The following is a 23,624-nucleotide window of genomic DNA, read 5'->3' on the forward strand; positions in this document are numbered from 1 at the left end:
GTTCATTTTTAGATAAAAGGAGTATGGGTATCAGCTGTTTGTTACTTCTTTCTTTTTAACTTCTGTATTTAAAGCAGCATCTACCATGGCAAATGAATGGCTGCGCTTGTAGCTATTGTAGAAAATAGCTCTTTTACGGATTGGATCTCCTGTATAGTATCTCTCGTATTGAAGTAACCTTTGGCCAAATGCTTCTCCACATAAATCCCACGCTAATTTAAATAAGTGAACACGGTCTACAGCAGGCACTCCTTCTCGGCCTCCATAATAACGATTTAAATCCTCTCTTAATTCAAGATTTTCAAAATCTGCTCCTGTAGGAGACATAAGCAAGCCGCCTGCACCAATTGTTTGCATGACTTCAATAGCACGAGGGTACATTTTAGGAAGCAATCCACGAATTGTTTCTAAAGCCGTTTCGTTTGGAAGAGCTTCTCCTTTTTCATTAATCGTATACTCATACTCTGATGTTCGAAGCAAAGCCCTAATGGATTCTACTGACTGTATCAACTCCCCTAAGCTCTCTTGAACGTTTAGATATCCGTCTACACCAATTGCATCCGCTACTTTACAAGCTACTTCCGTTGCAAATTGAAGTTTAACTAATCCTCTTACGCCAGATTGATGTGCCGGTTGCTGGGCAATTCCTGTTTTAGGATACAGAAGATTGGCAGCTTCAATATTGTTATATAAAAACACTCGGTTCCAAGGAATCAGCACATCGTTAAAAATCAAGACTGCATCCATCTCTTCAAATCGAGAGGCTAGCGGATGATCAAACACTGATCTTGTTCCGTCTTGCATAGCTTCTCGACAAAGAATTCGAAGTCCCGGTGTATCAATCGGCAGCGCAAAAGCAAGTGCATAACGTTCATCGCCAGGTTTAAACCCTGGGAACGAATAGACAATCACTTCATCGGTAATAGGTGAAAGTGTAGCTAGCATTTTAGCTCCTTTTACAACAAGTCCATCCGGCGTTTCTTTGACAGCACCTAAATGAGTAAAGAGATCTTGCTGTTCATGCGAGGCTTTGCTTCGGTCATTCTGCGGGTTGATAATAGCATGAGTTAAAAACAAGTCATTATCACGAATATAACGGTAATAATCTCTTATATTTTTGCCCCATTGTTCATTGTAATGATCTAGGAAACTAGCATTATGAAATAAAGAAGTGACTACCACATTTAAGAAATCCGGTGTTCTTCCCATCAGTCCAAAGGTAGCTTTTGCAAATGCTTCAAACACCTCTCGGCGAGCTACTAAGTCTTCGTAACTTTTAGGAATTAAGAAGGCATTTGATATTCTCTCACCTGTTTCTTCGCAAATATGAGTAATTTTCTCTTGGTAAGCCGGGTCATGCTGCATATCGTACAACTTCGCAATTTCTAAAATAGGCTGTTGAAACACCTTTTCTTCAAATACATTTGTAATTTTTCTGCCCCCTAACCAAATTTCTGGCTGGCGTGATTTTAATGCATCAATATATTGAGCACCTGTACGAATCCCCATATTTGTTCATCCCCTTAAGGTTTAATAGTAATTAATTGAATTATAGTATTTGATTTTTTTCAGGGGTGTAGTCTCGTTAACATTTTTTTGGAGTTTTTTATTTTTGGAATAGACGGAGCAGCTCAAATAAGAAATTTATATTATTGCATTTACGCATTTTTCGCTTTAAGATATTGTAGAGAGCGTAACGTTTTTATAAAAATATTGGCTTATTAAAAAAGAGAGCAAATAAAGCGCACATTATTGTAAGCGCTTACTTATTTTGTTTTTTATAGCAACGTAAATAAAATGCCCTACCCTATAGTGTGTTACTTGATCTTACAATTGTCTTTTCAATTTTTTAAGCGTATCTTATATTTTGGTTAAGGAGTGAGTATCATGGCTATTCTCTTCAATCATGAAAATAATTTCAAAAACTACTTAATGTACGGAAAAAGGCAATATATGAAACAAAAAAATGTGGTATATGAACAAGGAGACATAGGAGAAGGATTTTATTACTTGGACAGTGGATTAATTAAAGTCCATACCTCTACCCCATTAGGGAAAGAACGCGTGTTAAACATTGTATTGCCAGGTCAATTGTTGGGAGTCCAAGCAATGGACCAACAAGCTCATTTCACTACTGCAACTACGGTAAAAGATTCCGTACTATATTATTTTAGTTATGACGATTTTAAAAAGCTTATAACTATTCACCCGCCTATACTAAACCTTATTACAAAGAGTATTATTCAAAAAATGCATATCTTAGCTGAACAAATTAATTTACATACGTTAACTACTGAGCAGCAAATCGCCGCTGTGCTTTTAAACATCTATCATGACTTTAAAAACTATGAAATTCCTTTAACACAAAAGGACTTAGCAACGTGTACCGGTTTAACAAGGATTACGGTTTATAAAACGTTAAAAAAATGGAAAGAGAAAAAACTAATAGATAGTAAAAATAAAAGATTTCTAATTAAGAACCCGGATCTGTTAAAAAACTATCTCTTTCAGTGATAAACGCTTTGGTCACGTTATCAAAGTAAGGAATAATGCTCGATGCAGTAAATGTTTCTGTACGTTTAAAATACACGTTTATAGAAAGGTGATTAAATGGTAAACCTTCGATACATATGGCGTCCCTTTTTAAAGTATGGACAGATGATAAAATTAGAAGAAAACACCACAATCTATTATCAAGGAGAAGTTGGTAAAGGATTTTATTATTTAGATAAAGGCAGCGTAAAGATTACTCTCTTAACTGAGAAGGGAGCAGAACGTACGGTTAACTATGTTCCTGAAGGGATGTTATTAGGGGAAAACGGTATTAATAAAGAGCCTTATTTAACAACGGCCGTAACCACAGCTCCATCCGTTTTATATTATTTTACTAATGAAACAACGTTAAAAATATACGAGGAGGAACCGAAAGCAGTCATTCTCTTTACAAATTCTCTTCTCTATAAGTTTAGATTACTAGCAGAAATTATTACGTTTCTTAATCTCCCCGTTGAGCAACAGATGGCTCATTATTTATTAAAGCTCGTAAAAGAAAATGAGGAATTTCCCTTTAACCAAACATCCTTTGCCCGCTACGTTGGGACTTCCCGCATTACGGTGAATAAAATCATTCAAAAATGGAGTAAAGAAAAATTGATTGAGCTGTCTAATCAAAATATCTATATTAAAAACATCAGTAAACTTAAAGAAATAAGAGATCAAAACAGCAAAAATATAGGCGATTTAGATATGCTAATGCTGCCCTTAATGTGATTATAAATATACTTATGATACTGTTTCGCACATAGAAGGTATGGAGAAAAATACAGCGTAAGTGAAAATATAATTAAATAAAAAAAGAAGTTACCTTGCGGTAGCTTCTTTCACTAAAAGAGGAGTCTATTTATTCTAAGGTTAACCTTATATCACAAATCATGTTTTTCAGGGTACTACTACGATTTATTGTATTTTATCCTAATCAAGACGTACCTCTGTTTAAAAGTTCAATTAAAATCGCCTTGCCATATATCCATATGCCTTTATTTCAAAGTTACGGTTAATTCTCTTTCTGTAAAAACTTGTTTAGCAATAAAAATGGCATTTAACACTCTAGGAAAGCCAGTGTATGGAATACAGTGAGTAATGGCTTCTACTATTTCATGGGGTGTGAGACCTACATTAAGCGCAGCATTAATATGAACATTTAATTGTGATTCACACCCTCCTTGTGTCGTGAGCGAGCTTATTGTAACTAGTTGTTTTTGCTGTAGGTTAAGTCCTTCTCTCGTATAAATATCTCCAAAGGCAAATTCAATGACATATTTCCCAATGTCAGGAGCAATGTCTTTTAATGATTCAATTACTCGTTTCCCAACCTCTCCATCTACTTCCATTAACGTTTTCCAACCATTTTCGTAACGTTCATTCATCAACTGAATCTCTCCTTACAACTGAGTTATTTTATTTACAAGTTAGATATTACGCTTTAGAGCGCGCTCTAAAGCAAGCATTTTATTTGTCATGTTATAATAATTAATATGGAAAATTTATTCAGTATTCAACAAGTAGCAAGTATGACCGGTCTTTCAACACATACTTTGCGTTATTACGAAAAAATTGGATTAATAAAAAATGTGCAAAGAGACCAAACCGGATATCGGCAATATACAGACTTTGATCTAGCTTGGATTCAGTTTTTAATTCGTTTACGTGTTACAGGAATGCCTATGCTTAAAATGAAGCAGTTTTCTGATTTGCGACAGCAAGGAGATTCTACTATTACGGCAAGAAAGGAATTGTTAGAGGAACATTATAAAGATGTCTTAGGCAAGATAGAGGAACTAGAGTTAAATTCGGAGAGAATTGAAGAAAAAATTGCGCACTATAAAAAATTAGAGACAGTGGAAAACCAACAATTTTAACAACTATAAAAAAGACCTTGAAACACACCTGTCAAGGTCTTTTTTATAGTACCTAATATAACATTAAACAAAAAACGCTGAATTTATATATGTAGCAGATTTGAAATATTCCCACCTAAAACTCTGTCTGCAACTTCTCCGCTAGTTGCATTTGAAAAATTTGCGTGTCTTGAATACCAGCTTTTTGGAGTTCCTGTTTAAAGGATTCTCCTTTTTTTAGTTTTAATAATTAACAAATCTATACTAACTCCACTCATTCATAATTGCCAAAAGTTCATATCCATATGAACCGGGTTTTCTTTTAACAAACCTAAGATTAAAAGTGGAATCAATTGATCTCTCCTCATAAAATGGGATTAATTTTGCTTTACTTACTTTCATTAATAGTAGAGATATTAATAGAAAACTCCTCAAAACTTAATTGTCCCAAGGCAAACTTCATACTTTCAACAAATATACGTTCATTTTTAGTTAGTTCACGCTTTGCTTCCTTTTCAATCCATTCATGCTCAACGTCCAAAACATCTAAAACATGCTTTTGTTTTGAAAAAGCCTCATAGTATCTTAATCCAAACTTTCTTTGAGAGACGGCATCAATATGAATGCCATCTGGATTTGCTGTTAAGCCTTTTGATGTTACAAAATAACAATTTTTTTCAGTGTGGGCAACTTTAGATAATATCTGGTTTATTTGTTTATATTCTACAGCGCTTTTTCCAAATCCGACATCTCCAAGGTAATGCCCCAACTCACCGATAATAATCGGGATATCTGGTGCATTCAATTCTTCTCTCAAATGTTTAAATAACGAAAGCAATTTATCTTCATACGTCTTATAACGTTCTCCGTAACTGTCGCTTTCTCCTTGATGCCACAGAATTCCCACTAACTCACTTGTTTCCATTGCGAATTTTGCTTCAGAAATCGCGTGTCTTGTTAATAGTCCGTCAATTGTCCACTCATCAATTGAGCTTCCTCCCTCAGCACATGGTATTAACCCAATGGACCCGCCAGGATGATCCTCTGTCCAAGCTTGAGCAAAAGAGGCTGCCGGTCCAACACCAGATATGTGACGATCAAAATTAAGTGGTTCTGCCATCGTTTGCCATCTACCGTTTCTCAACATATGTATATGCTCATTATAAATCGGCGGTACATCCTCAATAAATCCTCTGCCTGCCATATTTGATTGTCCAATTAACAATATAGATTTCATAGAAACGCCTTCTTTCTTTGTTTACAATAGTCTAAGTAGACTAAGTAAGTTTATCAATATAATTTAATTAGCTTTTTTATGATTTAGGTCTTGATAAGATTTTATCTCGAGATTCAGCGTATTCATACACTTTAGTAAGATTTATTTCTTACGGTTCTTTCTCTTCCATGTTGATCACTTTTTTCTAATTTGCTCGTGGTCATACTTATAGAATTAGTTACACTTTGATATATAGCTTAATTGATCGCTTCAAGGGCTTGTTTCAAATAATCCATTTCAGAGGTTATATCATCTATCTTTTGGTTTAACTGATTTACTTTATCAAGAGTATTCTGTGCATCTAATAAATTAATTTCTAACATCAACCGGCTTGCTTCACTCTCAAGTTCTAGTCTCTTTGCAAATAATACCTCATGCTTTTTTATAATTTCAGATTTTAAATTCTTACTATTGGTTTCTTTCATACTTCTACCTCACTAACTTGTAATAACAGTATTTTATTGAGATGTAAATTTCCCTATATAATTTAATAATTATCTACAGGGAAGTTTATGACATAGTTAAAATTGCCTTTTTTACTTACAGGAAAACCACATTTATTTCGCATTTACATAAGATAAATAATAGAAACCAATTAAAATAAATTCCATTATTCACTTTCCTTGGATGGCGTTCATAAGTTCTTGGTATTGGCATTCAGATACATACTGAGTGTTCAAAAGCTTCCCTAACTGTTAAAAATAAATGTAACATTCCATAATAAGGGAAATTTTAAATCGTTTAGTTTTTTTTGCAGGAAAAGAAAGCGCAGTATATAAAAATAACAGTATGCATTAAAAAGTGTTAAGAACATTTTATTATCATTTTCTATCAGCACGAGAGCAATATTGAGAAAAGAGCTTATATAAGTCCGTGTCTTAAGTATGCCTATTATATAGAATGGGTTACTTAGTAACTAAGGGAAGGTGATTTATATGTTAGGGGAAGAAGATTTAAAAGTAAATTGTATATCAGCTGCTATAGGTTTACTCATCCAACATAATATTATCACTCACCAGGAACTGGACAAACTAACTAAAACAAATTATCACGTTTTTTATCATTTTCTCATGGATAAGCTAATTGAAGAAGAGTTTAGTAAGGATAGAGATAGAGTGGTACAAACATAAGTGCTTCAACAAAGAAAGAAGCGCAAGATCTAAAGCAAAGATCTCATATTTCAAATCTATTTCTAATAAGGTTCCTTACATATTAGACATATATAATATGTAAGGACTCTCTTATTCAACAAACGCCTCCTATAGTTTAAATGTACTTCTTCACACTCTATCATTTAAAAAAGTCATTTTATCGCAGGAAGCCTGCCAGTATTGTTACAAAAAAAGTCCTCTCCTCGTTTCAGAAAACGAACTTATATTCAGTGAATTTTACAAGCTACTTCCAAGTCTGATCCAGTTTATCTGAATAAAAATGTAAGGCTTTTTTATAACTTAGTATTTCATTGTCATTTGTCGTATTTAGTAAGCACTTCAATAACAGTTCCATCGCTTGACTATGTTCTTTTAAATTGTACAAGGTCATGGAATAAAACACTTTAATTACATGATTATCTGGGAATAATTCCATTCCTTTTAAAAATATATCTTTTGACTTTTTATATTCCCCCAAGGCTCTATATGTGCTGCCCAATCCCAATATTGCACCTTCCATATCCTTAGAAGGTAACCCTATCTTTATGGCATTTTCGTAAAAGGGCACTGCCTTTTCTTCTTCCCCTAATATGTCGAAGCTCCAAGCACATTGATAGTTATATAAAGCATCGTCTGGAAATTCCTTAACTAATTCACTTAGCAACTCGTTAGATTCTTTGTGATTTCCATCCTTTCGTAACGCTAATGCTTTATCTAGTTTGTGATTCAACTTAAATCTCCAACCCTTCTTTTTCCCACTACTTTTTTATCTCTTAACCTCCTTCCATATCCAGAAATTCAGCGTATTCGTACACTTTATCCAGATCTATTTCTTGTTTTAACTACCCTTAATATTTAATTTTCAAAGGCTAACCCATTGGCCTGCAAAGCTGTTCTAAGTTTAGGTAAAGAAGCCGGCCCCATACCATGAAATTGTAATATCTCTTTTTCACTAAATGTTGATAGCTGCTGCAAAGAAGTTATCCCGTTGTTTTCCAATGCTCGTCTTGCTGGTGCTGATAGCATGGAAAGAAATCCATCTTCAGGTTTGCGTTCTTGCTCACAGGTTGGGCAGGTCGGACAGCTACTGCTTTTATAATATTTATGTCCTTTATGACAGATTCTTAGATTTCCCTTTTGGTTTTTCATTTTTAATCTCTCCTTTTCTCAAGAACTTTTTTAGCTTTTATCCCCTGCCACTTCTTCAATGGATGGTTTATGAAGGAACAAAACATCCTACGTATAGTAAACTAATTATTATTAAATGCTTGTTAGTCTCGTTTCAGGTAGTGCAGCTCCATTACAAATTATGCTAACACCTTACATGTTTGCGTTTGAACCCAAGCCGTCCTCTATCTATATCCTTTTGAATGTTTTCAGAAGCAAGAAGAATACTACTTTTTTTCTTATCCTTCTTAACTTCGACTGGACCTACTGCCTTTGCCGTTTCAAGCGCCTTCTCATGAAGTGGCAAATATGAAATACCGACTGTATAGATAAAATTATTCATAGCCGATTTCGTTCGATCTGGAGAATCGTGAATCGTATTTTCCACTTGATTAAGCATATCGGCAATCTTGCTTGTGCTAAATTCATCGTCAGGACGATTACCCAAAAGCCAGCAGTAACAACTCCAACCTGCCGACATTTTAAGTTCTTCATCGCTTGCCACCCATCTATCAGCAACACCTTGCGCAAAATCTGTTTCTGACAAAGTTACTGCAACTACATAATCAGACAGCATGTAAAAATACGCTTTATCAATCCAACGCTCAAAATCCTCCGCAGTCATCTCTTTTGGGTCTGCAATGATACCGGCAAAATACATAGCGTCGTAATTGCCAGACGCATAAAGCTGCTCGGCTAAAGCCTGATTTTTCTTGATTTTCTTTGCAATCGGCTTCATTTTTCCTGTTGCCACTCCAAAAAGCGGATCGTGTGCACCGTTGTTTATGTAAGTCTTTTTAATTCGTTCCGTACCAAGCGCTTCAAGTTCTTTCATAACCATTTCAAAATCCACCGTTCTGTACCCTCCTTCTTCTCCGCTCATAATCTGCTTTTTATTTCCGCCAAAAAGTTGAACAGTCTTTCTTATCTAACATATTAAACTCGATTATTTTTTTAAGTAATTCATAGTTTACTGGCTCAGTCCATAGAATTCGAAACAGGCCTTTGGTAGCGCTGTATCCAGCCTGGGCGATGTCATGATTAAAGTGCGCAATCCCTATTTCTTCAGGTGAAACGCTCAAATGATGTTTCGCTGAGGCAAAGCCGATGATGAATGTTCCATGATCAGTAAACATCGGCGTATTCCATTTGATTTGTGGTTCCAGATTCGGGAACGTATTAGCAATCCAAGCCAAAACCTCCTCTGTTCGGTCACGGTGGTCAGGGCTATCTATACGCGCTAAATATTCTGCAAAAACTTCCATAGCATTTTCTCCTCAAATAAATTTTTTTAATCTACTCTACTTTTACACAAATCGAACATCAATCAGTTCACTTAGCCCTATTTCATTTTTAACTCAAATACATTAACTATATTAGCCATGTTTTAAATAAAGTGTACTAATCATTTAATCCTTTTCCATTAAGAATGTTTGGAATGCATTTTTCAACCCTTGATTCTCGAGTCTTGGATTGTTTGGCCGCAGAAAAATGAAGAATATATGCTCTTTGTCGTCCTGGAGTCAATGTAGTAAAAGCATCTTTTAGAGCAGGTATTTCATCAAATTTATGCTGTAGCTCTTCAGGAATAATGAGTTCTTCAGGCTTTTTAGCTTTGACTTTTAATCCGGCTTTTTCCACCTCGATGGCCTCATCAATATAAGCTTTCAAGATGGCTTCCTTTTCAGCTATTTCTTGCACATTGGTAAACCGAATTTGTCGTGCCCCTTGCACATTCTCCGTTTGTTGAATTAGAATACCATGAGAATCTTGTAACAGAGAACCTTTAGGAAACAGCAGCGCACAGTATTCTTTAAATCCATGCATTAAAACAATGTTTTTTTTCTCGAACGTGTAACAAGGATTCATCCACTTAAAATCTTCGGTCAACTCACAGTCAAGAACAATCTTTCTCAACGTCTCATATTCTTCTTTCCACTTTTTAGCTTTAGTTAAAAATTCATCAACCTTAGGATTCATTTTACTGTTTGTCATCAAGGAACACCCCTATTCAATTTATTAATCTGTGGCTCTAGCAATCATACAGTCAACCTTCAATTCATTTAATGGTGTTACTATTCTTCAAATGTAGGAAATGCCCTTCTTCAATTGACTTGATAGTTATTAAAATTATAAACATTTCAAGTAGGTTCGCTCACTATACAAAGCGAACATCGATTAGTTCACTTAACTGCATGTGATCCATGAAGGTAAATAAATTAACAAGAGAATCAACAAACTGAATGAATCCTGCCTCTGTAACGCATTGACCCTTCTTATACTATGTAAAGTGCACTGGCTAATTCATATGTAAGGCTTCAATCCTTGCCACTCTAAGTGTATAGCTTTAATAATTTTTGACGGGGCAAATTGTTCGCATCTTTTGTCTCAACAAAATATTCTAATTGCCATTTTTGTGTTTCCATAGCTTGTTTGCTAGTTGGTTTATCCCATATCGGATACACTCTAATTGCCATTTTACCTTTTGTAGTAGCCGTTTTAAGGATTTTTTGTTTTAAAAGAACTTCTTTTGGAAAAACGAATTGTCCAAATCTATTTGTACTAGTGAAGGTATTAATAACTAATAGATCGGTAGCTTTTCCATACGAAAAGGCCTGGTTTTTATAAGTCGCATCTTTTTCCCAAAAGGATACAAACTGCCCTACCTTGTTAGGGGTAGTTTTCGCCACCCTAAATCGTACAGATTTTGAATTTAACTGAAAGATACCAGCGCCATAATCTGAATTTTGAGCTTCTTCTCGAATAGCTTTTATAACGAAGTGATTGGGTTCATAAAAGTTCTCATTTACATAGGTTAACGCCTCATAAAATTTCATTTTTTCACCCCTTATGTTTATAGCCTTCTTCAATTAATAATAAGTGGTTTGTATTTCTTTCCTCGAAATTGCGTCTAAATATCTTAAATATTCCAAAATGTTATAGCAAAGCTATCCTTGCTTTATAACACCTCTTGATCCATTAAGCGTTGCTACCCTCTTAATATAGTTACTGTGCTACATATTAACCTCATTTTTTCACTTTGGTTCGCGATTTCTTTGTATTACTGAAATACTTGGAGGTTCAGTTGAAACCACATCAATTATATGGTTTAAAGCATGTATTCCATAGTGTTTAAACGGGCCAGGGTATATATCGTCAGCTATGGTACCAATTTCGATAAAATCTAGATATCTGGACTTTGAATAAACTGCAAAAGCGCTGCCTTTATACATTTCATATTCATCTATTACAGTAAAACTTTCGTTTCTAACAGAGTATGCAATGTACCAATCAAATGTAAGCCGAATTATAGGAAGTGCGTAATCCACATCAATAGAGGCATAAGAAGAAGAAGTGCTTTCTCCTGTTATCTCTTCATCTGCATTTCCACTAATTTTGCAACGTTCAATATCCACTATTAGCGTGTTATCCTCAGGTTCAAATATAGAGTTTAAATAAATACAGCCTTGATATTGAAGCAGTTTAGAGTAATTCATAAAGCCCTCCTTTTTTAAACTAAAGCATCGAGTGAGTCCAATAACAAGTAAAAAAGCGTTCATTCTTGGATTACATCTATTCAAAAACCTCTAACTTTAAACGAACAAGCAAAAAAATGACGTGTTATTAGTTCGCGGCAAGATTGTCTAAACTTTAGAAAAGTATAGGCAGGAAGTTAGGATTTATTTTATCTTGAATATGATCTTTCTATGATCCTGCTTTATACGTTTCAAGCGCAGCTCTATTTTTCTATCTAACATTTTATGTGCGATTTGGAAAGTTACACATATGAACAGTAAGATAACAGTAATAATTATAGCGTCTGGCACTTGAAAGCAAAAACATAATATTGCTAAAAGAAAAGATATAGTACAAGTAAAGTTGATTATCCATTTTTTATTTCTATGAGCTTGAAGACTTTTTTCAAGCAGCTGCTTTTGTCCTTCTTCCCTTTTTATATCTTCTGAATTATTGAATGTAGAGTTCAATGTTATTTCTCCTTAGAAAACTAATTTTATATAATTTATATATTGGTTATCTTTTCCCTTTAAGATGATGGTATAGTTGGGTGCTCTTAAAGAGAAAGCCCAATTTAATCAATCGTTTTGGCAAGGGCATAGGCTTCTTTCACGCTGATTACAACATCCTCCAACAAGCTCATTTCCCCCTCTTCTTCAACGTTTGCATTTAATATAGAAAAAACAAAGCAAAGAATGCCTTCATGTCGATACATATAATGACTCTGTTTGGTAGCTGCTCATAATCGATCCAAAGAACCTATCAAAAAGAACATTCGTTCTCTATATTATACAAGAACAAACGTTCCCTTTTCAATAAAAACTCTAAAGTTTTCCAAGTTATTCCTATGAATAACGTCGAATTTATTATTTTATAAAAAAAGAAATACCTTATATACCTAGAGAAAGTTATTGAGATAACGAAAACAAAAAAACATGAGAAAATGTTCTACAAAGCAAAATTTCGGAATGAAATAATCAACAAAATTTGCCATAATAAGTGAAGTAAGGAGGTGTATTATGTTTCGATTGTATGGAGCCTTAATTGGGCTTAGTTTAATTTGGGGTTTATCTTTTGTATTTATGAAGTGGCTGCTTCCCTCAGCTGGAATATGGGGAATTGTATTTTTTCGTTGTTTAGCAGGTGCAATCATCTTGCTCCCGTTTTTATGGTGGAAGCGTAGAAAAGTTAAAGAGAAACTCCCCTGGAAGGCGTTGATTGTTGTTGGTATATTTAACTGTGGTTTAGCCTGGGGATTAATTTCCTTAAGCGAAACTGAGATAAACAGTACGACTGCCTCCATTCTGAATGCGACCACTCCAATCTGGACAGGTCTTATCGGATTTATTCTTTTTTCTTATCGACTTACCGGACGTCAATGGTTCGGTATTCTTATCGGTTTTTTCGGGATACTCGTCCTCATGAATTTTCAATTTGGTCAGATTTTCGGGAAAGGGTTTGTTGGGATTGGAACAATGCTTGTTGCTTGTATCTGCTATGGGCTTGCTGGGCAGTTAACAAAACGGTTTTTGTCTGAGGTGAGCGTACTAACTATAACAACCTTCACCCTACTAACAGGTGCTATCATCGGTTTAGTTGGGATGTTGATTACCGAACCATTTAAATTAGATTTGTTAATTCATCCACTTCCGATTCTGGCAATTGTGGGTCTCGGCTGTTTTGGCTCAGGATTGGGTCAGTTAATCTATTTTTATATCAATAAAAATGGTGGCCCTGAATTAGCAGCGACGGTTACTTACCTAATTCCTGCCTCGGCCATGGTATGGGGTTATGTACTACTGGGAGAGACAATTACTCCAAACGTAATCATTGGACTACTTATTATCTTTGTGGGCGTTTATCTTTCATCTAGGAAATCAAAAGGTAAAACTCCGCATGTCACTCTTGTTAGCAATAAACAAAATTAAGTAAGTAGATTTTATAATGTGAGTCTTTAAAGTTATCTCCGAGAGGGAAATTAAGGAACTGAAGGACTACAGAATATGATATATCTCAAATGAAATTCATCATATGTGATGAGAAAACGTAATTCTAGTTGTTCAATTTTGTTTAAAAGGCAGCCCTCTATTTGGCTGCCTTTTTTTATTTCAAGGCAGAAAATAATTTTAAAATTCACTGCTAGTTATCCCATACAACACAACATCAAACAAAAAACGCTGAATTTATAGATGTAGCAGATTCGAGATATTCCCACCTAACACTCTGTCTGCAACTTCTCCACTAGATGTATACCGCTTAACCGCCTGTAGATTTAAGTATGGATCTCCATATGGAAAATCTGAACTAAATAACGTTCTTTCAGGTATTTCTTTTATAGCTAAAGACAAGGCGTATGTTGTATAAAATGCAGATATATCTAAGTAAGCATTTTTAGTATCTTTTATCATTTCTATCGTTTGTAGCCAATGAATCCCGCCCATATGCCCGTATATCACCGGCACATTTTCATATTTTTGAGTGAGAAGAAATAACTCCTGAATATCCTTTAAGTTCAAAGGATGAAAAGTATGTACCCAGATAGGAAAAGACAGGAAAAACCAGTTGAATTCTGTTTAAAATCGATTACGATTGTAGAATTTGGCATATTTTGATCTAGCTTACTTAATCGCTTCAAGCGCCTATTTCAGATAATCAATTTCAGAGATTATATCGTCTATCTGTCGGTTTAGCTGATTTCCTTTATCAAGAGTATGCTGTGCATCCAATAAATTAATTTCTAACATCAAGCGATTTGCTTCACTCTCAAGGTCTAATTTTTTTTACAAATAATTTCTCGTGCTTTTTTACAATTTCATATTTTAAATTCTTTATATTGTTTTCTTTTATACTTTCATCTCACTGTTATAAATTTCGTATGGATAAATAATTAATTTTTGTTTATTTATGAAACTCTAACTATGCCGATGGATATTTCTTACTGATGCTTAAGAAAGCTTTTATTAAAATTCTCAAGAAGTTCACTCGCCTCTAATGACAAAGAATAGGATTGTGAAACTTTCCTCATCCACGATCATCTCTGAATTTTATAGCTTTGTCTTGTAAATGGTTCATTGTTCTCCTCCATTAAGAGATATATCCTAACCTTGCTGAGGTTCTAAGGTTTAATGTAAATATCAGTTGTAATTCTTTTTCTTTAAATAGGGGCACATAGACAATCAAAAATCATTTTATATTTACACTACATAAGGCATATGCGTTCCATCTATATAATCGTTTGGAAAAGAGGAAAATTAATATCCTCTTTTTCAACCAATTAACAAGTCAATAATTCAAAAAAATTCTCAGCTAACTCCTATACCTAAAAAACTTACATATAAACAAAATATATCCAGATCAATTTAAACGTTTTTTATACCTTTAATATAATGATAGAGCCTACTATCTATGCTTTTCTCCATAATCATATTCATATGAACAACTGGAAGTTCTTTGTTATTTTTAACCTTCATTACAGCTTGTTGAACAGTATTTTTATCTGGAATAGCCTTACCTAAATAATAAAAACCGCTTCCTTCATCATCATCTTTTTTTACAAAAATATGAATATCAATATTATTTGCTTTTGCCTCAATAATCTTTTTTACTTCCTCTGACTTTAATGATCGGTTGCTTCTTGTATACCATTTTAATACTTCTCGATCCAAAAACTCATCGCCATACGCTACACTAGCTTCTACTTCTTCATTCTTATGATATGTAATGAAGATTGGACACGTATTGTATTTAGTTTTATAACCATACATAGTTGAACTTTCATCACTAGTCCAATTCAAAAGCTTACATGCATCTCTTCTTGTATATTTCTTATACAATGTTAGAGGCTCATTACATTGGTAAGACTTATTTTTTTCTGCTGCACTTCGGACAATATCTGTAATCATATTCTTGAAGTAGTTATTTGAATTTAAGCTTTTAGCAATGTCCTTATTAAACACAAAGTCCTTGTTTTCATCTAAAACAATAATAGACTGTTCTCCATATTTAACCTTATACACTTGTGTAAAGAATGATAAGTTGAAAATATTTTGCACTGAAGTTAGTGTATTTTCATCTACCTGGCAATTAGATTCCTCCAAGAGATAGAGATACTTATCAAAACTGATTTTCCCTTGATGTAATAATGTATCTAATAATAAGATCTCATGCTTACGTTTTCCATTTAATACTTCTAATGAACACATTGTTAGAACTTTGTTTTCGTACTCCGTTAACTGAGGAACATTTTCTTTAATTTTCACCAAAAATTGTTGATAGTTTGAGTATTTATTTATAATAACCATAGGATCGATTGAACGGTTTGCTACAAAATCATATAAATAGGGTATTCTACCAATCCTATTTTTCAACTCGTTGAAAGCCTCTTTTAATTGTTTCACCTCAGTTAAATTAGTATTATTAATAGCTTTAAAAATATGTTTTTTAGCTATTTCTTCAAAGTTAACTGTAGAAACTCCTTTAATATAACTTGTATCTTGCATATGTCTACGTATATTATCTTTGTTCTGCGATTTATCTCCCGAAAAAGCGATAGGAATTAAATAATTGTTTCTGTAATTCCCGATAAAATCTATAATTGTAACGAATTCTTTTGAAATATGTTTGCGAAGCCCCCTTCCTAATTGTTGAATGAAGACTATACTTGACTGAGTTTGCCTTAACATAACAACTTGGTTAACGCTTGGGATATCAATTCCTTCATTAAAAATGTCCACAGTTAAAATATAATCGAGCACACCGTTTTCTAACTGTTTTACTCGCTCTTCTCTATCTTTCTGAGAATCGTCACCAGTTAATGCAGCTGTACGAAAACCCATCTTGTTTAATGTATATGACAATTCTTCTGCTTCGTCTTTTCGACTACAGAATATTAATCCCCTAACTTTATCACCAGAAAAACCATAATATTGAATTTTTTCAATCATATGATTTACACGTTCTTCAGTAACCAGCTTAGACAAAAGGGTAGTATCATTAATCAACTGTCCATTATATTCAAGATCTGTCACTCCAAAATAATGGAATGGACAAAGCATGTCTTCTTCAAGCGCTTCTTGTAGACGAATTTCATAAGCAATATTGTAATCAAACAGCTCATAAATATTAAAATCATCTGTACGTTCAGGAGTAGCAGTCATTCCCATAAAGAACATAGGTTTAAAATAATCAATTACTTTATTATAAGATTTAGCACCTGCTTTATGAACTTCATCTATTAAAATATAATCAAATGCTTCAGGATCAAATTGGTGCAGGATTTCGCCTTTTGAAATACTTTGAATTGTAGCAAATAAATACTTAGCATCTATTTGCTTATTCGAGCCGGCTAAAATACCAAAGTCTTCATCCTGGCCACCAAGTACCTTTTTAAAGTCTGATTTTGCTTTATTTAATATCTGTTCTCGGTGAACAATAAATAACATCTTTTTAGGATTAAAGCTTTTTACATCAAATGCTGAAAGGTAGGTTTTCCCTGTTCCTGTTGCTGAAATAATTAATCCTTTCTCTTTGCCAGCTTTTCGAATGGCCTCAATCTCTTGCAAAGCTACTTGTTGCATTTTATTTGGCACAATCCTTTGATTTTCTTCAATAGGATTGTTTTCATATAGGATAGAGACACCTGTCCCCTGAGGTACTCCCTTACTATAGGCAGCTTGAAGGTATACCTTTTCATAATCAGCAATCCATTCTTCACTTAAAGGTTGAGAGCTTTTCCAAACTTCTTCAAATTGATGTTGAAAGTTTTGAACAATTTCACCGTTTTCATGTGAAGTTAGCTTTATATTCCATTCATAATTCAGTTTTAGTGCATGGGCAGTTAGATTAGAGCTTCCTACAATTAATGAATAATAGGTATTATGTTTAAACACATATCCTTTTGAATGAAAACCATGTAAGTTGGTCAATTTCACTTCTACATTTTTAATCTTAAGTAATTCTCTAAATACCTTGGGTTGATTGAAATTTAAAAATGTTGATGTTAATATTCGACCTTTAATTCCTTTTTGTTTAAGATCCAGCAAATGAGATTTAAGCGTAGCTAAACCACTTTCTGTAATAAAAGCAACTGAAAAAGCAAAAGACTGACATTTATCAAGTTCTTCTAACAATGAAGTTAAGACATATTCATTATTTTTCACATCATTAATTAATAGTTTAGGTGTATAACTCCCCGATTTAGTGTGTTTTTCATTAATAAATCCCTTATGTAAAGATGCTTCTAAGCTTTGAATAAAATTCACTCCGTATTCTCCATTCAATATTAAATATTTAAGTTAATTGTAATATTCATTATTTTCGAGGGCAAATTTATATAAAAATAAAAGAGCTATTCACCAAAGTAAATAGCTCTTTTATTTTTTAACCATTTTAATTCATTAGAGACGCCTTTGCTAATTTTTCAATAGCAGGAATATCTGCAGGTGCCCAGTCTAAAGTTTTCAACTCACTTGGAGGTAACCATTTAATTGATACATGCTCCGTCAAAACTGGAGTTCCTTCGACAAGTTTGCAATAGAAAGTAGTTAAATGAACGATTCCAAAATCATATTCATAAACAGTATGTTCAACTTGTTCACCAATATGAACTTTACAATGCATTTCCTCATTTATTTCACGTCTTAACGCGTCTTGAGGAGATTCACCTTCTTCTATTTTCCCACCAGGAAATTCCCATTTGTAAGCCAATGCTTTAGTTGGACCTCTTTGCGCACATAGGATCTTTTCATCTTCAACAATTACTGCCCCAACAACATAAATATCCTTCTTCATTACATGCTCCTTATATAGAAAATATATGATACCCAATTGTCACCTTAAATAAAATTTGGATATCTTTCTCTATTATAACTTAAAGAAAAAAACCTATCATTAATCCTCAAATTCCCAAGAAATTTCAAGCATAGTGAAGAATTGAATCTACGATAAAATAAAAAATAAGAGATTTAATTTAAAGAAAAAACAGGAATACATTGTTCATTTAAAACTAATTTAATTCAATAAAACGGATAAAAGTAATAATATTGTCATATAAAATAGAAGAAATTGACGAATAAAGGGAAAATGTAGATAACGACCCAGATTATTGTTGAAGTTGCAAGAAAAAGAGTTTAATATGAAATTGTTAGCAAATCTGACACACAAATATTGGGGGTAGGAGAAATGAAAAAAGTAACATTTGCTTTGGCGGCAGCGTTAACATTTGGGGGAATTGGTACCGTAGCAACTACAGCATCAGCAGAATCAAACGGTTTAGATAAAGACTGTTCTGATTTTAAAGGTAAGCCATACCAAGAAGTAGTAGACTACTGGAATTCGAAAGGTTACACAGCAACAAATGATCCGGAGAGATTAGATGGCTGGGGTAACAAAGTAGACGATGGTATTCCTTGTGAAGCTCCATCTGACTATGATACTTCTAAGATTAACGGCATTGGTAAGAAAGAAGAAGCTACTTCAGAGGAAACGACTAAAGAAGAGACTACTACAGAACAATCCACTGAAAAACAACCTGCAAAAGAAGACACTGCTACTAAAGAAGACAATTCTTCTTCAGAGCAAAAAGCTACTTCAGACAAAAAAGAAGGCGAAGAGCTTCCTGAAACAGCAAGTAATAATCCACTTGGTGTAGCAGCTGGTTTAGCTGTTGCGGCTGCTGGTGTGGTAGTATTTACTCGTCGCAAAAATTCAAAAGCATAATATAAGGATATATAAAATAAAAGGGACGGGATTATTCCTGTCTCTTTTTTATAGAGGTGCAGCTATATGAGAATATTAGGCATTTGTCTATTTGTGATAGGCATTTCCCTAGCTGGCTATTCATTCTTTGAGTGGAACTTAGGAAGATCATCTTCAGAGACTTTATCTCAGAAGGAAATAAACCATTATGAAGTAAAAGAAAAAGAAGATGTAGGCCAACAAAGTACTGAAGTAAAACAAGAAGAATCAACTAAAAATGTGAATCTAGAAGAAGTCGATACGATGTCTCCAGAGAAAATGGAAGATTATAATTACAACAAAGGTCAAAAAGTAGCGAATCTTGTTATTCCTAAACTCGAATTGAAATATTCAGTGTATTGGGGAACAGATGCTGATACCTTGAAAAGAGGCGTAGGGATGTTTGTTAGTGATTTAACTACTACTCCAAAGGGAATGGGACACACAGTATTAAGTGGGCACCGCGACACCGTATTTACAAGGCTAGATGAACTTAAAACGGGTGACAGTCTAATTGTAGAATTTGATAATAAACTTTATGAATACCAAATTAAAAAGATATGGATTACACATAAAGAAGATCGGACAGTAATTGTTCCTAAAGATAAGTCTACGCTTACACTAACAACTTGCTATCCATTTCATATGATTGGAAAAGCACCTGATCGCTACATTATTCAAGCTAAAATGATAAATAACTAAAAGCGACTTACCATTAATAGGTATGTCGCTTTTTATTTTATTCATCTAGTTATTAAATTTGTTGAAGTTGAGTCCAATCAGTAATTAACTTGCCATCTATAACATCCTTTATAAGAATATCAATTAACAAGGAGTGTTATATACCTTATTTAACAATATTTTGAGTTGATCAATCTCTTCATTACTTAATTGCCGCACAACGAAGAGATGAGCGTCTTTAACTAAAGGCGCGAGGGTCTTCTTTAACTCTTCCCCTTTTTCTGTAAGAAACAGATAATGTAAGCGACGATCTCGTTCACTGAACGTTCTTTTTATCAGCCCTTTTTCCTCCATCGCATACATCATTTCTACGATAGTTGTTTGTTTTTTATCAATGGCTTCTGCTAGTTCTTTTTGAGTCATCCCTTTTTGAGTGTCTAGAACGTTAATAATGCTCCATCGCACTGGAGTCATACCATAAGGCTTGAGCTTTTTCTTTAAATAATTCATTACTTTTACATCTGTACGGTGAATAAGATAGCCTGTTAAATCATGTAAATCCATAACGTCACCTCTGAAAGATAGAAAAATATAAGGCTTTATTAGTAGGCGATACCTACACGTGATTTTATGTAATCCCTACTTTTTATTTGGCTAAATGTAAATTCTGCTGTATCTGACACGGATATTTCAGTTCCGCCCTCTGGCAAGAAATCATCGTCCACTCGATATTTACCTACGCTTTCACCATCCGGCAAATACGTAGGACAGACAATGGTCCATTCGAGGCTGGATTGTTTTAGCATAGTGTAAACTTTATGATGTTCTTTTGCTGCACGGACTGACCTACCCTTTGATTTCCTTAACTCATAACGCATTGATTGCGGAGTGCTTCTGCTTTGTAAAATACCAGCAGTTCCTATATTGATAATCCGTTGTATGCCTTCCCTTTTCGTTGCTTCGATGATCAGTGGTATACTTTCTGATAAAGTAGTTGTCCCATCCGTATTTAGTGCACTAATCACTACGTCAACCCCACCTATTGAACGGACAATATCATCTTCGTTTAAAACATTCCCTTGAATAATCGTTAACTTTTCATTAGTTATTTGGATCTTCTCTGGAGTGCGAACTAATGCCGTAACGTGATGTCCATCATGAAGAGCATGCTTCACTATTTGACTTCCAACTCGTCCAATTGCACCTAAGATTAAAATATTCATGAGAACGAACCTCCCCTTCCCCATTCAAATAGTACTCTATAAGTTAAAAGTTGTTAGATAATCTTTTTCAACAGCTAAAATAAAAACCACGAAGTAGATCGTAGTTTTTATTTCACAGGTATCCCCTCTACTTTAACCTTAGCTGGTTTCGTGATTTTCCAACCTAGTAGGATCACAATGAAACCCATCATTATAAGAAGATATAATGTAGGAACAAAACTTCCTAGATAATCATGGAGAAATCCAATTATAAATGGACCCACTGCACCAATCATATATCCAATTGCTTGAGTCATTGCTGACCAATTACTTGCTTCTATAGGTGAAGCTGTCTTATCTATTGGTAACAATAAGGTTAGCGAAACAAGACCGCCTCCACCAATTCCTAAACATATACTTGAAATAATCGGTGTTACGTTTGTAAAACATAAAAGAGATAAACCAACAATCACACTGAAGGTAAAGAATGTAATCCAAAATCTTTTATTTGGTAGTACTCTCAGGAGACTAGGCAATAACAAAGTAGCTGGCAGCTGTGCAATCATAGCGATTGTACCTGCAAGACCACCAAATGCTGGAGTCCCCCCTTTTTCCTCTACAATGACTGGTAGCCATGCTGCAAAACAATAAAATAACAGAGTTACAAGTCCTACAAACGAAGTTAATAACCAGGCTTCTTTATTTTTTAATGGCAAGGAATCCTTCTTCTTTTGTGAAAATTTGCTTTTAGGAGTATGAGATTGTTTTGTGACCATCAACCAAAGTGGAATGGCGAATAAAGCAAAAATACTCCAAAATGCTAATCCATTTTTCCATGAGTTATTGAGCCAGTGTTGAAGTGGTGTCGTTAGCCCGATGGAAATGGATGCACCCACTACCATTGAAGTCGAATATATGCCTATCATCAATGCTGCCTTCTCTGGAAAATAGCTTTTGATAAAACCAGAAAGTAAAGGACTTACAACACCAATTCCTGCCCCAATTAATAAAGCCGTTATTAACAGGTATAGTGATGAATTTGTAAAAACACGTAGAAACGTTGCAATACCTATACACGCTATAAAGAAAGTGATAACTTTCTCTGATTGATAGCGATTTGCTAAACGGCCAGCAAATAACGAACAAAAACCAAAACATAACAAAGGAATAGAAGTGAGTAAACTAGCTGAAGTAGAACTCATGCCTAGTTCCTTTGTTATTCCATGTAAAACTGGGCTAACTGACGTTATACCCGGTCTAAGATTAAATGCAGCTAGTATAAGTGCAAATAGAAACAATATATTGCGATTGACCATATTAATTACCTCCGGTTGATTTCTTGAAGTTTAATTCTCTTTTATGGTACATTAGGTTCTAACATAAATAAAATGCATATTAATTATATAGGAGATAACAAAATTGGTATGAATAAATCACAAATTGAACTTATTGTTCAGATATCAGAAACCGGAAGTTTTACAAAAGCCGGTGAAGAGCTACATATGACACAGCCTGCGGTAAGTCGCGCCGTAGCAGCTATTGAGTCAGAATTAGGAACAACGTTAATTAAGAGAAATAAGAAGAATGGATTGTTTTTTACGGACGTAGGCGAGCGTATATTAGTTATTTTTAGAAATATCCTGTGTGAATTTCAAAAAGTAGATGAATTAATTGCGGCTGAAAAAGGATTAGAAATTGGAAAGGTTCATATTGGCGCTTACCCAACTGCTTGTACGAGGTTGATTCCCAAAATCATACGTACAATGGAAGATAAGTATCCTGGTCTAGAAATCAAGCTTTCAGAAGGAAGTGTCGATCAAGTGAAAGAGTGGTTACGTTCTAAATCTATCGATGTAGGAATTATTATTCCTCCTGATAAAGATTTTGATATCGTACCCTTAATGAAAGATCAATTGATTGTTATTATGCACTCAAGTCATCCTTTATACGAGAAAGAAACAATAGGTATTCCCGACTTACAAGATGAAGATATTATACTTGGACGAGGCGGTTATGAGGTACAAATCCATGATTTATTTAAAGATTTCAACTTGAAGCCTCACGTGCGATTTGAAGTTGATTACATCGACACAGCCCTAAGCATGGTACAAGAAGGATTAGGCATTACCATTACAACAAAAAAAAATATTTTGTCACTGCCAGAACAAGTAGTTTTTCGAGAATTAAAGCCGAACACGTTCAGAGACATTAATATAGCAGTGCTAGATAGTAAAGATACATCAAAAGCAACAGATGCCTTTATCCAAACGGCCCGTGCTCTTTTTACTGACGAAGATGCTTAGGTATTGCTTTATATGTTTTGAGAGGGAAAGTTATACATTAGTACTTAAATAAATGACTTTATGAGAAAAAACTACCGTTCCTCGCCAACGGTAGTTTTTTCTATTTTAGGCTGTATATGATATTCATTTTTTATTAACATAAAATGGATTATAGGTATCTACAAAAATAAAAAAGAAAATTATTGTAATCGACCTTG

At 34.1% G+C, this 23,624-nt stretch carries 27 protein-coding genes; 8 read left to right on the forward strand and 19 right to left on the reverse strand.

The window, feature by feature from the left end; translation table 11 throughout:
• Nucleotides 1–30 precede the first annotated feature (30 nt).
• The gene (locus tag AC0KUU_RS21200) at nucleotides 31–1,509 is read right to left on the reverse strand and encodes a 4-hydroxyphenylacetate 3-hydroxylase family protein (protein ID WP_043981024.1); all 1,479 of its coding nucleotides are present in this window, start codon (nucleotides 1,507–1,509) and stop codon (nucleotides 31–33) included.
• A 375-nt stretch (nucleotides 1,510–1,884) separates the two neighbouring features.
• On the opposite strand from AC0KUU_RS21200, the gene AC0KUU_RS21205 reads away from it, so the two are divergent.
• Complete coding sequence (locus AC0KUU_RS21205; protein ID WP_080781669.1) at nucleotides 1,885–2,514, forward strand: Crp/Fnr family transcriptional regulator; 630 nt, start codon at nucleotides 1,885–1,887, stop codon at nucleotides 2,512–2,514.
• A gap of 96 nt (nucleotides 2,515–2,610) precedes the next feature.
• The gene (locus AC0KUU_RS21210) at nucleotides 2,611–3,270 is read left to right on the forward strand and encodes a Crp/Fnr family transcriptional regulator (protein ID WP_322552330.1); all 660 of its coding nucleotides are present in this window, start codon (nucleotides 2,611–2,613) and stop codon (nucleotides 3,268–3,270) included.
• 266 nt (nucleotides 3,271–3,536) lie between these two features.
• Here the strand turns inward: AC0KUU_RS21210 and AC0KUU_RS21215 are convergent, their stop codons facing one another.
• Nucleotides 3,537–3,926 carry a carboxymuconolactone decarboxylase family protein gene (locus AC0KUU_RS21215; RefSeq protein ID WP_060745107.1) on the reverse strand — a complete coding sequence of 130 codons (390 nt, stop codon included), beginning with the start codon at nucleotides 3,924–3,926 and terminating at the stop codon, nucleotides 3,537–3,539.
• A 108-nt stretch (nucleotides 3,927–4,034) separates the two neighbouring features.
• On the opposite strand from AC0KUU_RS21215, the gene AC0KUU_RS21220 reads away from it, so the two are divergent.
• Nucleotides 4,035–4,418, forward strand: coding sequence for a MerR family transcriptional regulator (locus AC0KUU_RS21220; RefSeq protein ID WP_043981015.1), 384 nt, complete (start codon nucleotides 4,035–4,037; stop codon nucleotides 4,416–4,418).
• A gap of 367 nt (nucleotides 4,419–4,785) precedes the next feature.
• On the opposite strand, the gene AC0KUU_RS21225 is transcribed toward AC0KUU_RS21220, so the two are convergent.
• Nucleotides 4,786–5,634 (reverse strand): sialate O-acetylesterase, encoded by an 849-nt coding sequence (locus AC0KUU_RS21225; RefSeq protein ID WP_322552331.1) that lies wholly within the window; start codon nucleotides 5,632–5,634, stop codon nucleotides 4,786–4,788.
• 236 nt (nucleotides 5,635–5,870) lie between these two features.
• The gene (locus AC0KUU_RS21230) at nucleotides 5,871–6,098 is read right to left on the reverse strand and encodes a hypothetical protein (RefSeq protein WP_165574833.1); all 228 of its coding nucleotides are present in this window, start codon (nucleotides 6,096–6,098) and stop codon (nucleotides 5,871–5,873) included.
• A 510-nt stretch (nucleotides 6,099–6,608) separates the two neighbouring features.
• Here AC0KUU_RS21230 and AC0KUU_RS21235 point away from each other — a divergent pair.
• Nucleotides 6,609–6,803: a hypothetical protein gene (locus AC0KUU_RS21235; RefSeq protein WP_043981009.1), complete on the forward strand. Its 195-nt coding sequence runs from the start codon at nucleotides 6,609–6,611 to the stop codon at nucleotides 6,801–6,803.
• A 265-nt stretch (nucleotides 6,804–7,068) separates the two neighbouring features.
• Here the strand turns inward: AC0KUU_RS21235 and AC0KUU_RS21240 are convergent, their stop codons facing one another.
• From AC0KUU_RS21240 to AC0KUU_RS21280, 9 genes are all read right to left on the reverse strand, one after another.
• Nucleotides 7,069–7,554 (reverse strand): tetratricopeptide repeat protein, encoded by a 486-nt coding sequence (locus AC0KUU_RS21240; RefSeq protein ID WP_043981007.1) that lies wholly within the window; start codon nucleotides 7,552–7,554, stop codon nucleotides 7,069–7,071.
• 125 nt (nucleotides 7,555–7,679) lie between these two features.
• Nucleotides 7,680–7,973 carry an RNA polymerase alpha subunit C-terminal domain-containing protein gene (locus AC0KUU_RS21245; RefSeq protein ID WP_322552332.1) on the reverse strand — a complete coding sequence of 98 codons (294 nt, stop codon included), beginning with the start codon at nucleotides 7,971–7,973 and terminating at the stop codon, nucleotides 7,680–7,682.
• Nucleotides 7,974–8,136: 163 nt separating this feature from the next.
• A complete protein-coding gene (locus tag AC0KUU_RS21250) occupies nucleotides 8,137–8,844 on the reverse strand; it encodes a DNA alkylation repair protein (RefSeq protein ID WP_043981003.1) in 708 nt (235 codons plus the stop codon).
• A gap of 40 nt (nucleotides 8,845–8,884) precedes the next feature.
• Nucleotides 8,885–9,256, reverse strand: a complete 372-nt coding sequence (locus tag AC0KUU_RS21255; protein WP_098432592.1) for an iron chaperone — start codon at nucleotides 9,254–9,256, stop codon at nucleotides 8,885–8,887.
• A gap of 136 nt (nucleotides 9,257–9,392) precedes the next feature.
• Complete coding sequence (locus AC0KUU_RS21260; protein ID WP_322552333.1) at nucleotides 9,393–9,986, reverse strand: YdeI/OmpD-associated family protein; 594 nt, start codon at nucleotides 9,984–9,986, stop codon at nucleotides 9,393–9,395.
• A gap of 338 nt (nucleotides 9,987–10,324) precedes the next feature.
• The gene (locus AC0KUU_RS21265; protein WP_043980997.1) at nucleotides 10,325–10,828 is read right to left on the reverse strand and encodes a MepB family protein; all 504 of its coding nucleotides are present in this window, start codon (nucleotides 10,826–10,828) and stop codon (nucleotides 10,325–10,327) included.
• A gap of 198 nt (nucleotides 10,829–11,026) precedes the next feature.
• The gene (locus tag AC0KUU_RS21270; RefSeq protein WP_043980995.1) at nucleotides 11,027–11,488 is read right to left on the reverse strand and encodes a hypothetical protein; all 462 of its coding nucleotides are present in this window, start codon (nucleotides 11,486–11,488) and stop codon (nucleotides 11,027–11,029) included.
• A 183-nt stretch (nucleotides 11,489–11,671) separates the two neighbouring features.
• Entirely contained in the window at nucleotides 11,672–11,977 is a 306-nt protein-coding gene (locus AC0KUU_RS21275) for a hypothetical protein (protein WP_043980993.1), read from the reverse strand.
• Nucleotides 11,978–12,081: 104 nt separating this feature from the next.
• A complete protein-coding gene (locus tag AC0KUU_RS21280) occupies nucleotides 12,082–12,222 on the reverse strand; it encodes a hypothetical protein (protein ID WP_237074282.1) in 141 nt (46 codons plus the stop codon).
• 304 nt (nucleotides 12,223–12,526) lie between these two features.
• Between AC0KUU_RS21280 and AC0KUU_RS21285 the strand changes: the two genes are divergently transcribed.
• Nucleotides 12,527–13,435 (forward strand): DMT family transporter, encoded by a 909-nt coding sequence (locus AC0KUU_RS21285; protein WP_043980991.1) that lies wholly within the window; start codon nucleotides 12,527–12,529, stop codon nucleotides 13,433–13,435.
• 255 nt (nucleotides 13,436–13,690) lie between these two features.
• Here the strand turns inward: AC0KUU_RS21285 and AC0KUU_RS21290 are convergent, their stop codons facing one another.
• From AC0KUU_RS21290 to AC0KUU_RS21300, 3 genes are all read right to left on the reverse strand, one after another.
• Nucleotides 13,691–14,059 carry an amidohydrolase family protein gene (locus AC0KUU_RS21290; protein ID WP_080781652.1) on the reverse strand — a complete coding sequence of 123 codons (369 nt, stop codon included), beginning with the start codon at nucleotides 14,057–14,059 and terminating at the stop codon, nucleotides 13,691–13,693.
• 807 nt (nucleotides 14,060–14,866) lie between these two features.
• Entirely contained in the window at nucleotides 14,867–17,767 is a 2,901-nt protein-coding gene (locus tag AC0KUU_RS21295) for a DEAD/DEAH box helicase (protein WP_322552334.1), read from the reverse strand.
• 127 nt (nucleotides 17,768–17,894) lie between these two features.
• Complete coding sequence (locus AC0KUU_RS21300; RefSeq protein ID WP_043980987.1) at nucleotides 17,895–18,296, reverse strand: (deoxy)nucleoside triphosphate pyrophosphohydrolase; 402 nt, start codon at nucleotides 18,294–18,296, stop codon at nucleotides 17,895–17,897.
• A 390-nt stretch (nucleotides 18,297–18,686) separates the two neighbouring features.
• Between AC0KUU_RS21300 and AC0KUU_RS21305 the strand changes: the two genes are divergently transcribed.
• Nucleotides 18,687–19,223 carry an LPXTG cell wall anchor domain-containing protein gene (locus tag AC0KUU_RS21305; RefSeq protein ID WP_043980985.1) on the forward strand — a complete coding sequence of 179 codons (537 nt, stop codon included), beginning with the start codon at nucleotides 18,687–18,689 and terminating at the stop codon, nucleotides 19,221–19,223.
• 66 nt (nucleotides 19,224–19,289) lie between these two features.
• Nucleotides 19,290–19,943 carry a class D sortase gene (locus AC0KUU_RS21310; RefSeq protein WP_043980983.1) on the forward strand — a complete coding sequence of 218 codons (654 nt, stop codon included), beginning with the start codon at nucleotides 19,290–19,292 and terminating at the stop codon, nucleotides 19,941–19,943.
• A 123-nt stretch (nucleotides 19,944–20,066) separates the two neighbouring features.
• On the opposite strand, the gene AC0KUU_RS21315 is transcribed toward AC0KUU_RS21310, so the two are convergent.
• The 3 genes from AC0KUU_RS21315 to AC0KUU_RS21325 all read right to left on the reverse strand — a co-directional run bounded on the left by AC0KUU_RS21315 (nucleotide 20,067) and on the right by AC0KUU_RS21325 (nucleotide 22,440).
• Entirely contained in the window at nucleotides 20,067–20,486 is a 420-nt protein-coding gene (locus AC0KUU_RS21315) for a MarR family winged helix-turn-helix transcriptional regulator (RefSeq protein WP_043980980.1), read from the reverse strand.
• Nucleotides 20,487–20,524: 38 nt separating this feature from the next.
• A complete protein-coding gene (locus tag AC0KUU_RS21320) occupies nucleotides 20,525–21,145 on the reverse strand; it encodes an NAD(P)-dependent oxidoreductase (RefSeq protein ID WP_165574827.1) in 621 nt (206 codons plus the stop codon).
• Between the two features lie 107 nt (nucleotides 21,146–21,252).
• Nucleotides 21,253–22,440: an MFS transporter gene (locus tag AC0KUU_RS21325; protein ID WP_322552336.1), complete on the reverse strand. Its 1,188-nt coding sequence runs from the start codon at nucleotides 22,438–22,440 to the stop codon at nucleotides 21,253–21,255.
• Between the two features lie 108 nt (nucleotides 22,441–22,548).
• Between AC0KUU_RS21325 and AC0KUU_RS21330 the strand changes: the two genes are divergently transcribed.
• Entirely contained in the window at nucleotides 22,549–23,427 is an 879-nt protein-coding gene (locus AC0KUU_RS21330; RefSeq protein WP_043980978.1) for a LysR family transcriptional regulator, read from the forward strand.
• Nucleotides 23,428–23,624 lie beyond the last annotated feature (197 nt).

The sequence above is a fragment of the Priestia sp. ST2 genome (assembly GCF_055810735.1).

What these genes read in the sequence shown, in the direction of transcription:
- AC0KUU_RS21200 (WP_043981024.1), bottom strand. Translation starts at nt 1,509, where the DNA reads ATGGGGATTCGTACAGGTGCTCAATATATTGATGCATTAAAATCACGC.
- AC0KUU_RS21210 (WP_322552330.1), top strand. Translation starts at nt 2,611, where the DNA reads ATGGTAAACCTTCGATACATATGGCGTCCCTTTTTAAAGTATGGACAG.
- AC0KUU_RS21215 (WP_060745107.1), bottom strand. Translation starts at nt 3,926, where the DNA reads ATGAATGAACGTTACGAAAATGGTTGGAAAACGTTAATGGAAGTAGAT.
- AC0KUU_RS21220 (WP_043981015.1), top strand. Translation starts at nt 4,035, where the DNA reads ATGGAAAATTTATTCAGTATTCAACAAGTAGCAAGTATGACCGGTCTT.
- AC0KUU_RS21225 (WP_322552331.1), bottom strand. Translation starts at nt 5,634, where the DNA reads ATGAAATCTATATTGTTAATTGGACAATCAAATATGGCAGGCAGAGGA.
- AC0KUU_RS21230 (WP_165574833.1), bottom strand. Translation starts at nt 6,098, where the DNA reads ATGAAAGAAACCAATAGTAAGAATTTAAAATCTGAAATTATAAAAAAG.
- AC0KUU_RS21235 (WP_043981009.1), top strand. Translation starts at nt 6,609, where the DNA reads ATGTTAGGGGAAGAAGATTTAAAAGTAAATTGTATATCAGCTGCTATA.
- AC0KUU_RS21245 (WP_322552332.1), bottom strand. Translation starts at nt 7,973, where the DNA reads ATGAAAAACCAAAAGGGAAATCTAAGAATCTGTCATAAAGGACATAAA.
- AC0KUU_RS21255 (WP_098432592.1), bottom strand. Translation starts at nt 9,256, where the DNA reads ATGGAAGTTTTTGCAGAATATTTAGCGCGTATAGATAGCCCTGACCAC.
- AC0KUU_RS21260 (WP_322552333.1), bottom strand. Translation starts at nt 9,986, where the DNA reads ATGACAAACAGTAAAATGAATCCTAAGGTTGATGAATTTTTAACTAAA.
- AC0KUU_RS21265 (WP_043980997.1), bottom strand. Translation starts at nt 10,828, where the DNA reads ATGAAATTTTATGAGGCGTTAACCTATGTAAATGAGAACTTTTATGAA.
- AC0KUU_RS21270 (WP_043980995.1), bottom strand. Translation starts at nt 11,488, where the DNA reads ATGAATTACTCTAAACTGCTTCAATATCAAGGCTGTATTTATTTAAAC.
- AC0KUU_RS21280 (WP_237074282.1), bottom strand. Translation starts at nt 12,222, where the DNA reads ATGTATCGACATGAAGGCATTCTTTGCTTTGTTTTTTCTATATTAAAT.
- AC0KUU_RS21285 (WP_043980991.1), top strand. Translation starts at nt 12,527, where the DNA reads ATGTTTCGATTGTATGGAGCCTTAATTGGGCTTAGTTTAATTTGGGGT.
- AC0KUU_RS21300 (WP_043980987.1), bottom strand. Translation starts at nt 18,296, where the DNA reads ATGAAGAAGGATATTTATGTTGTTGGGGCAGTAATTGTTGAAGATGAA.
- AC0KUU_RS21305 (WP_043980985.1), top strand. Translation starts at nt 18,687, where the DNA reads ATGAAAAAAGTAACATTTGCTTTGGCGGCAGCGTTAACATTTGGGGGA.
- AC0KUU_RS21310 (WP_043980983.1), top strand. Translation starts at nt 19,290, where the DNA reads ATGAGAATATTAGGCATTTGTCTATTTGTGATAGGCATTTCCCTAGCT.
- AC0KUU_RS21315 (WP_043980980.1), bottom strand. Translation starts at nt 20,486, where the DNA reads ATGGATTTACATGATTTAACAGGCTATCTTATTCACCGTACAGATGTA.
- AC0KUU_RS21320 (WP_165574827.1), bottom strand. Translation starts at nt 21,145, where the DNA reads ATGAATATTTTAATCTTAGGTGCAATTGGACGAGTTGGAAGTCAAATA.
- AC0KUU_RS21325 (WP_322552336.1), bottom strand. Translation starts at nt 22,440, where the DNA reads ATGGTCAATCGCAATATATTGTTTCTATTTGCACTTATACTAGCTGCA.
- AC0KUU_RS21330 (WP_043980978.1), top strand. Translation starts at nt 22,549, where the DNA reads ATGAATAAATCACAAATTGAACTTATTGTTCAGATATCAGAAACCGGA.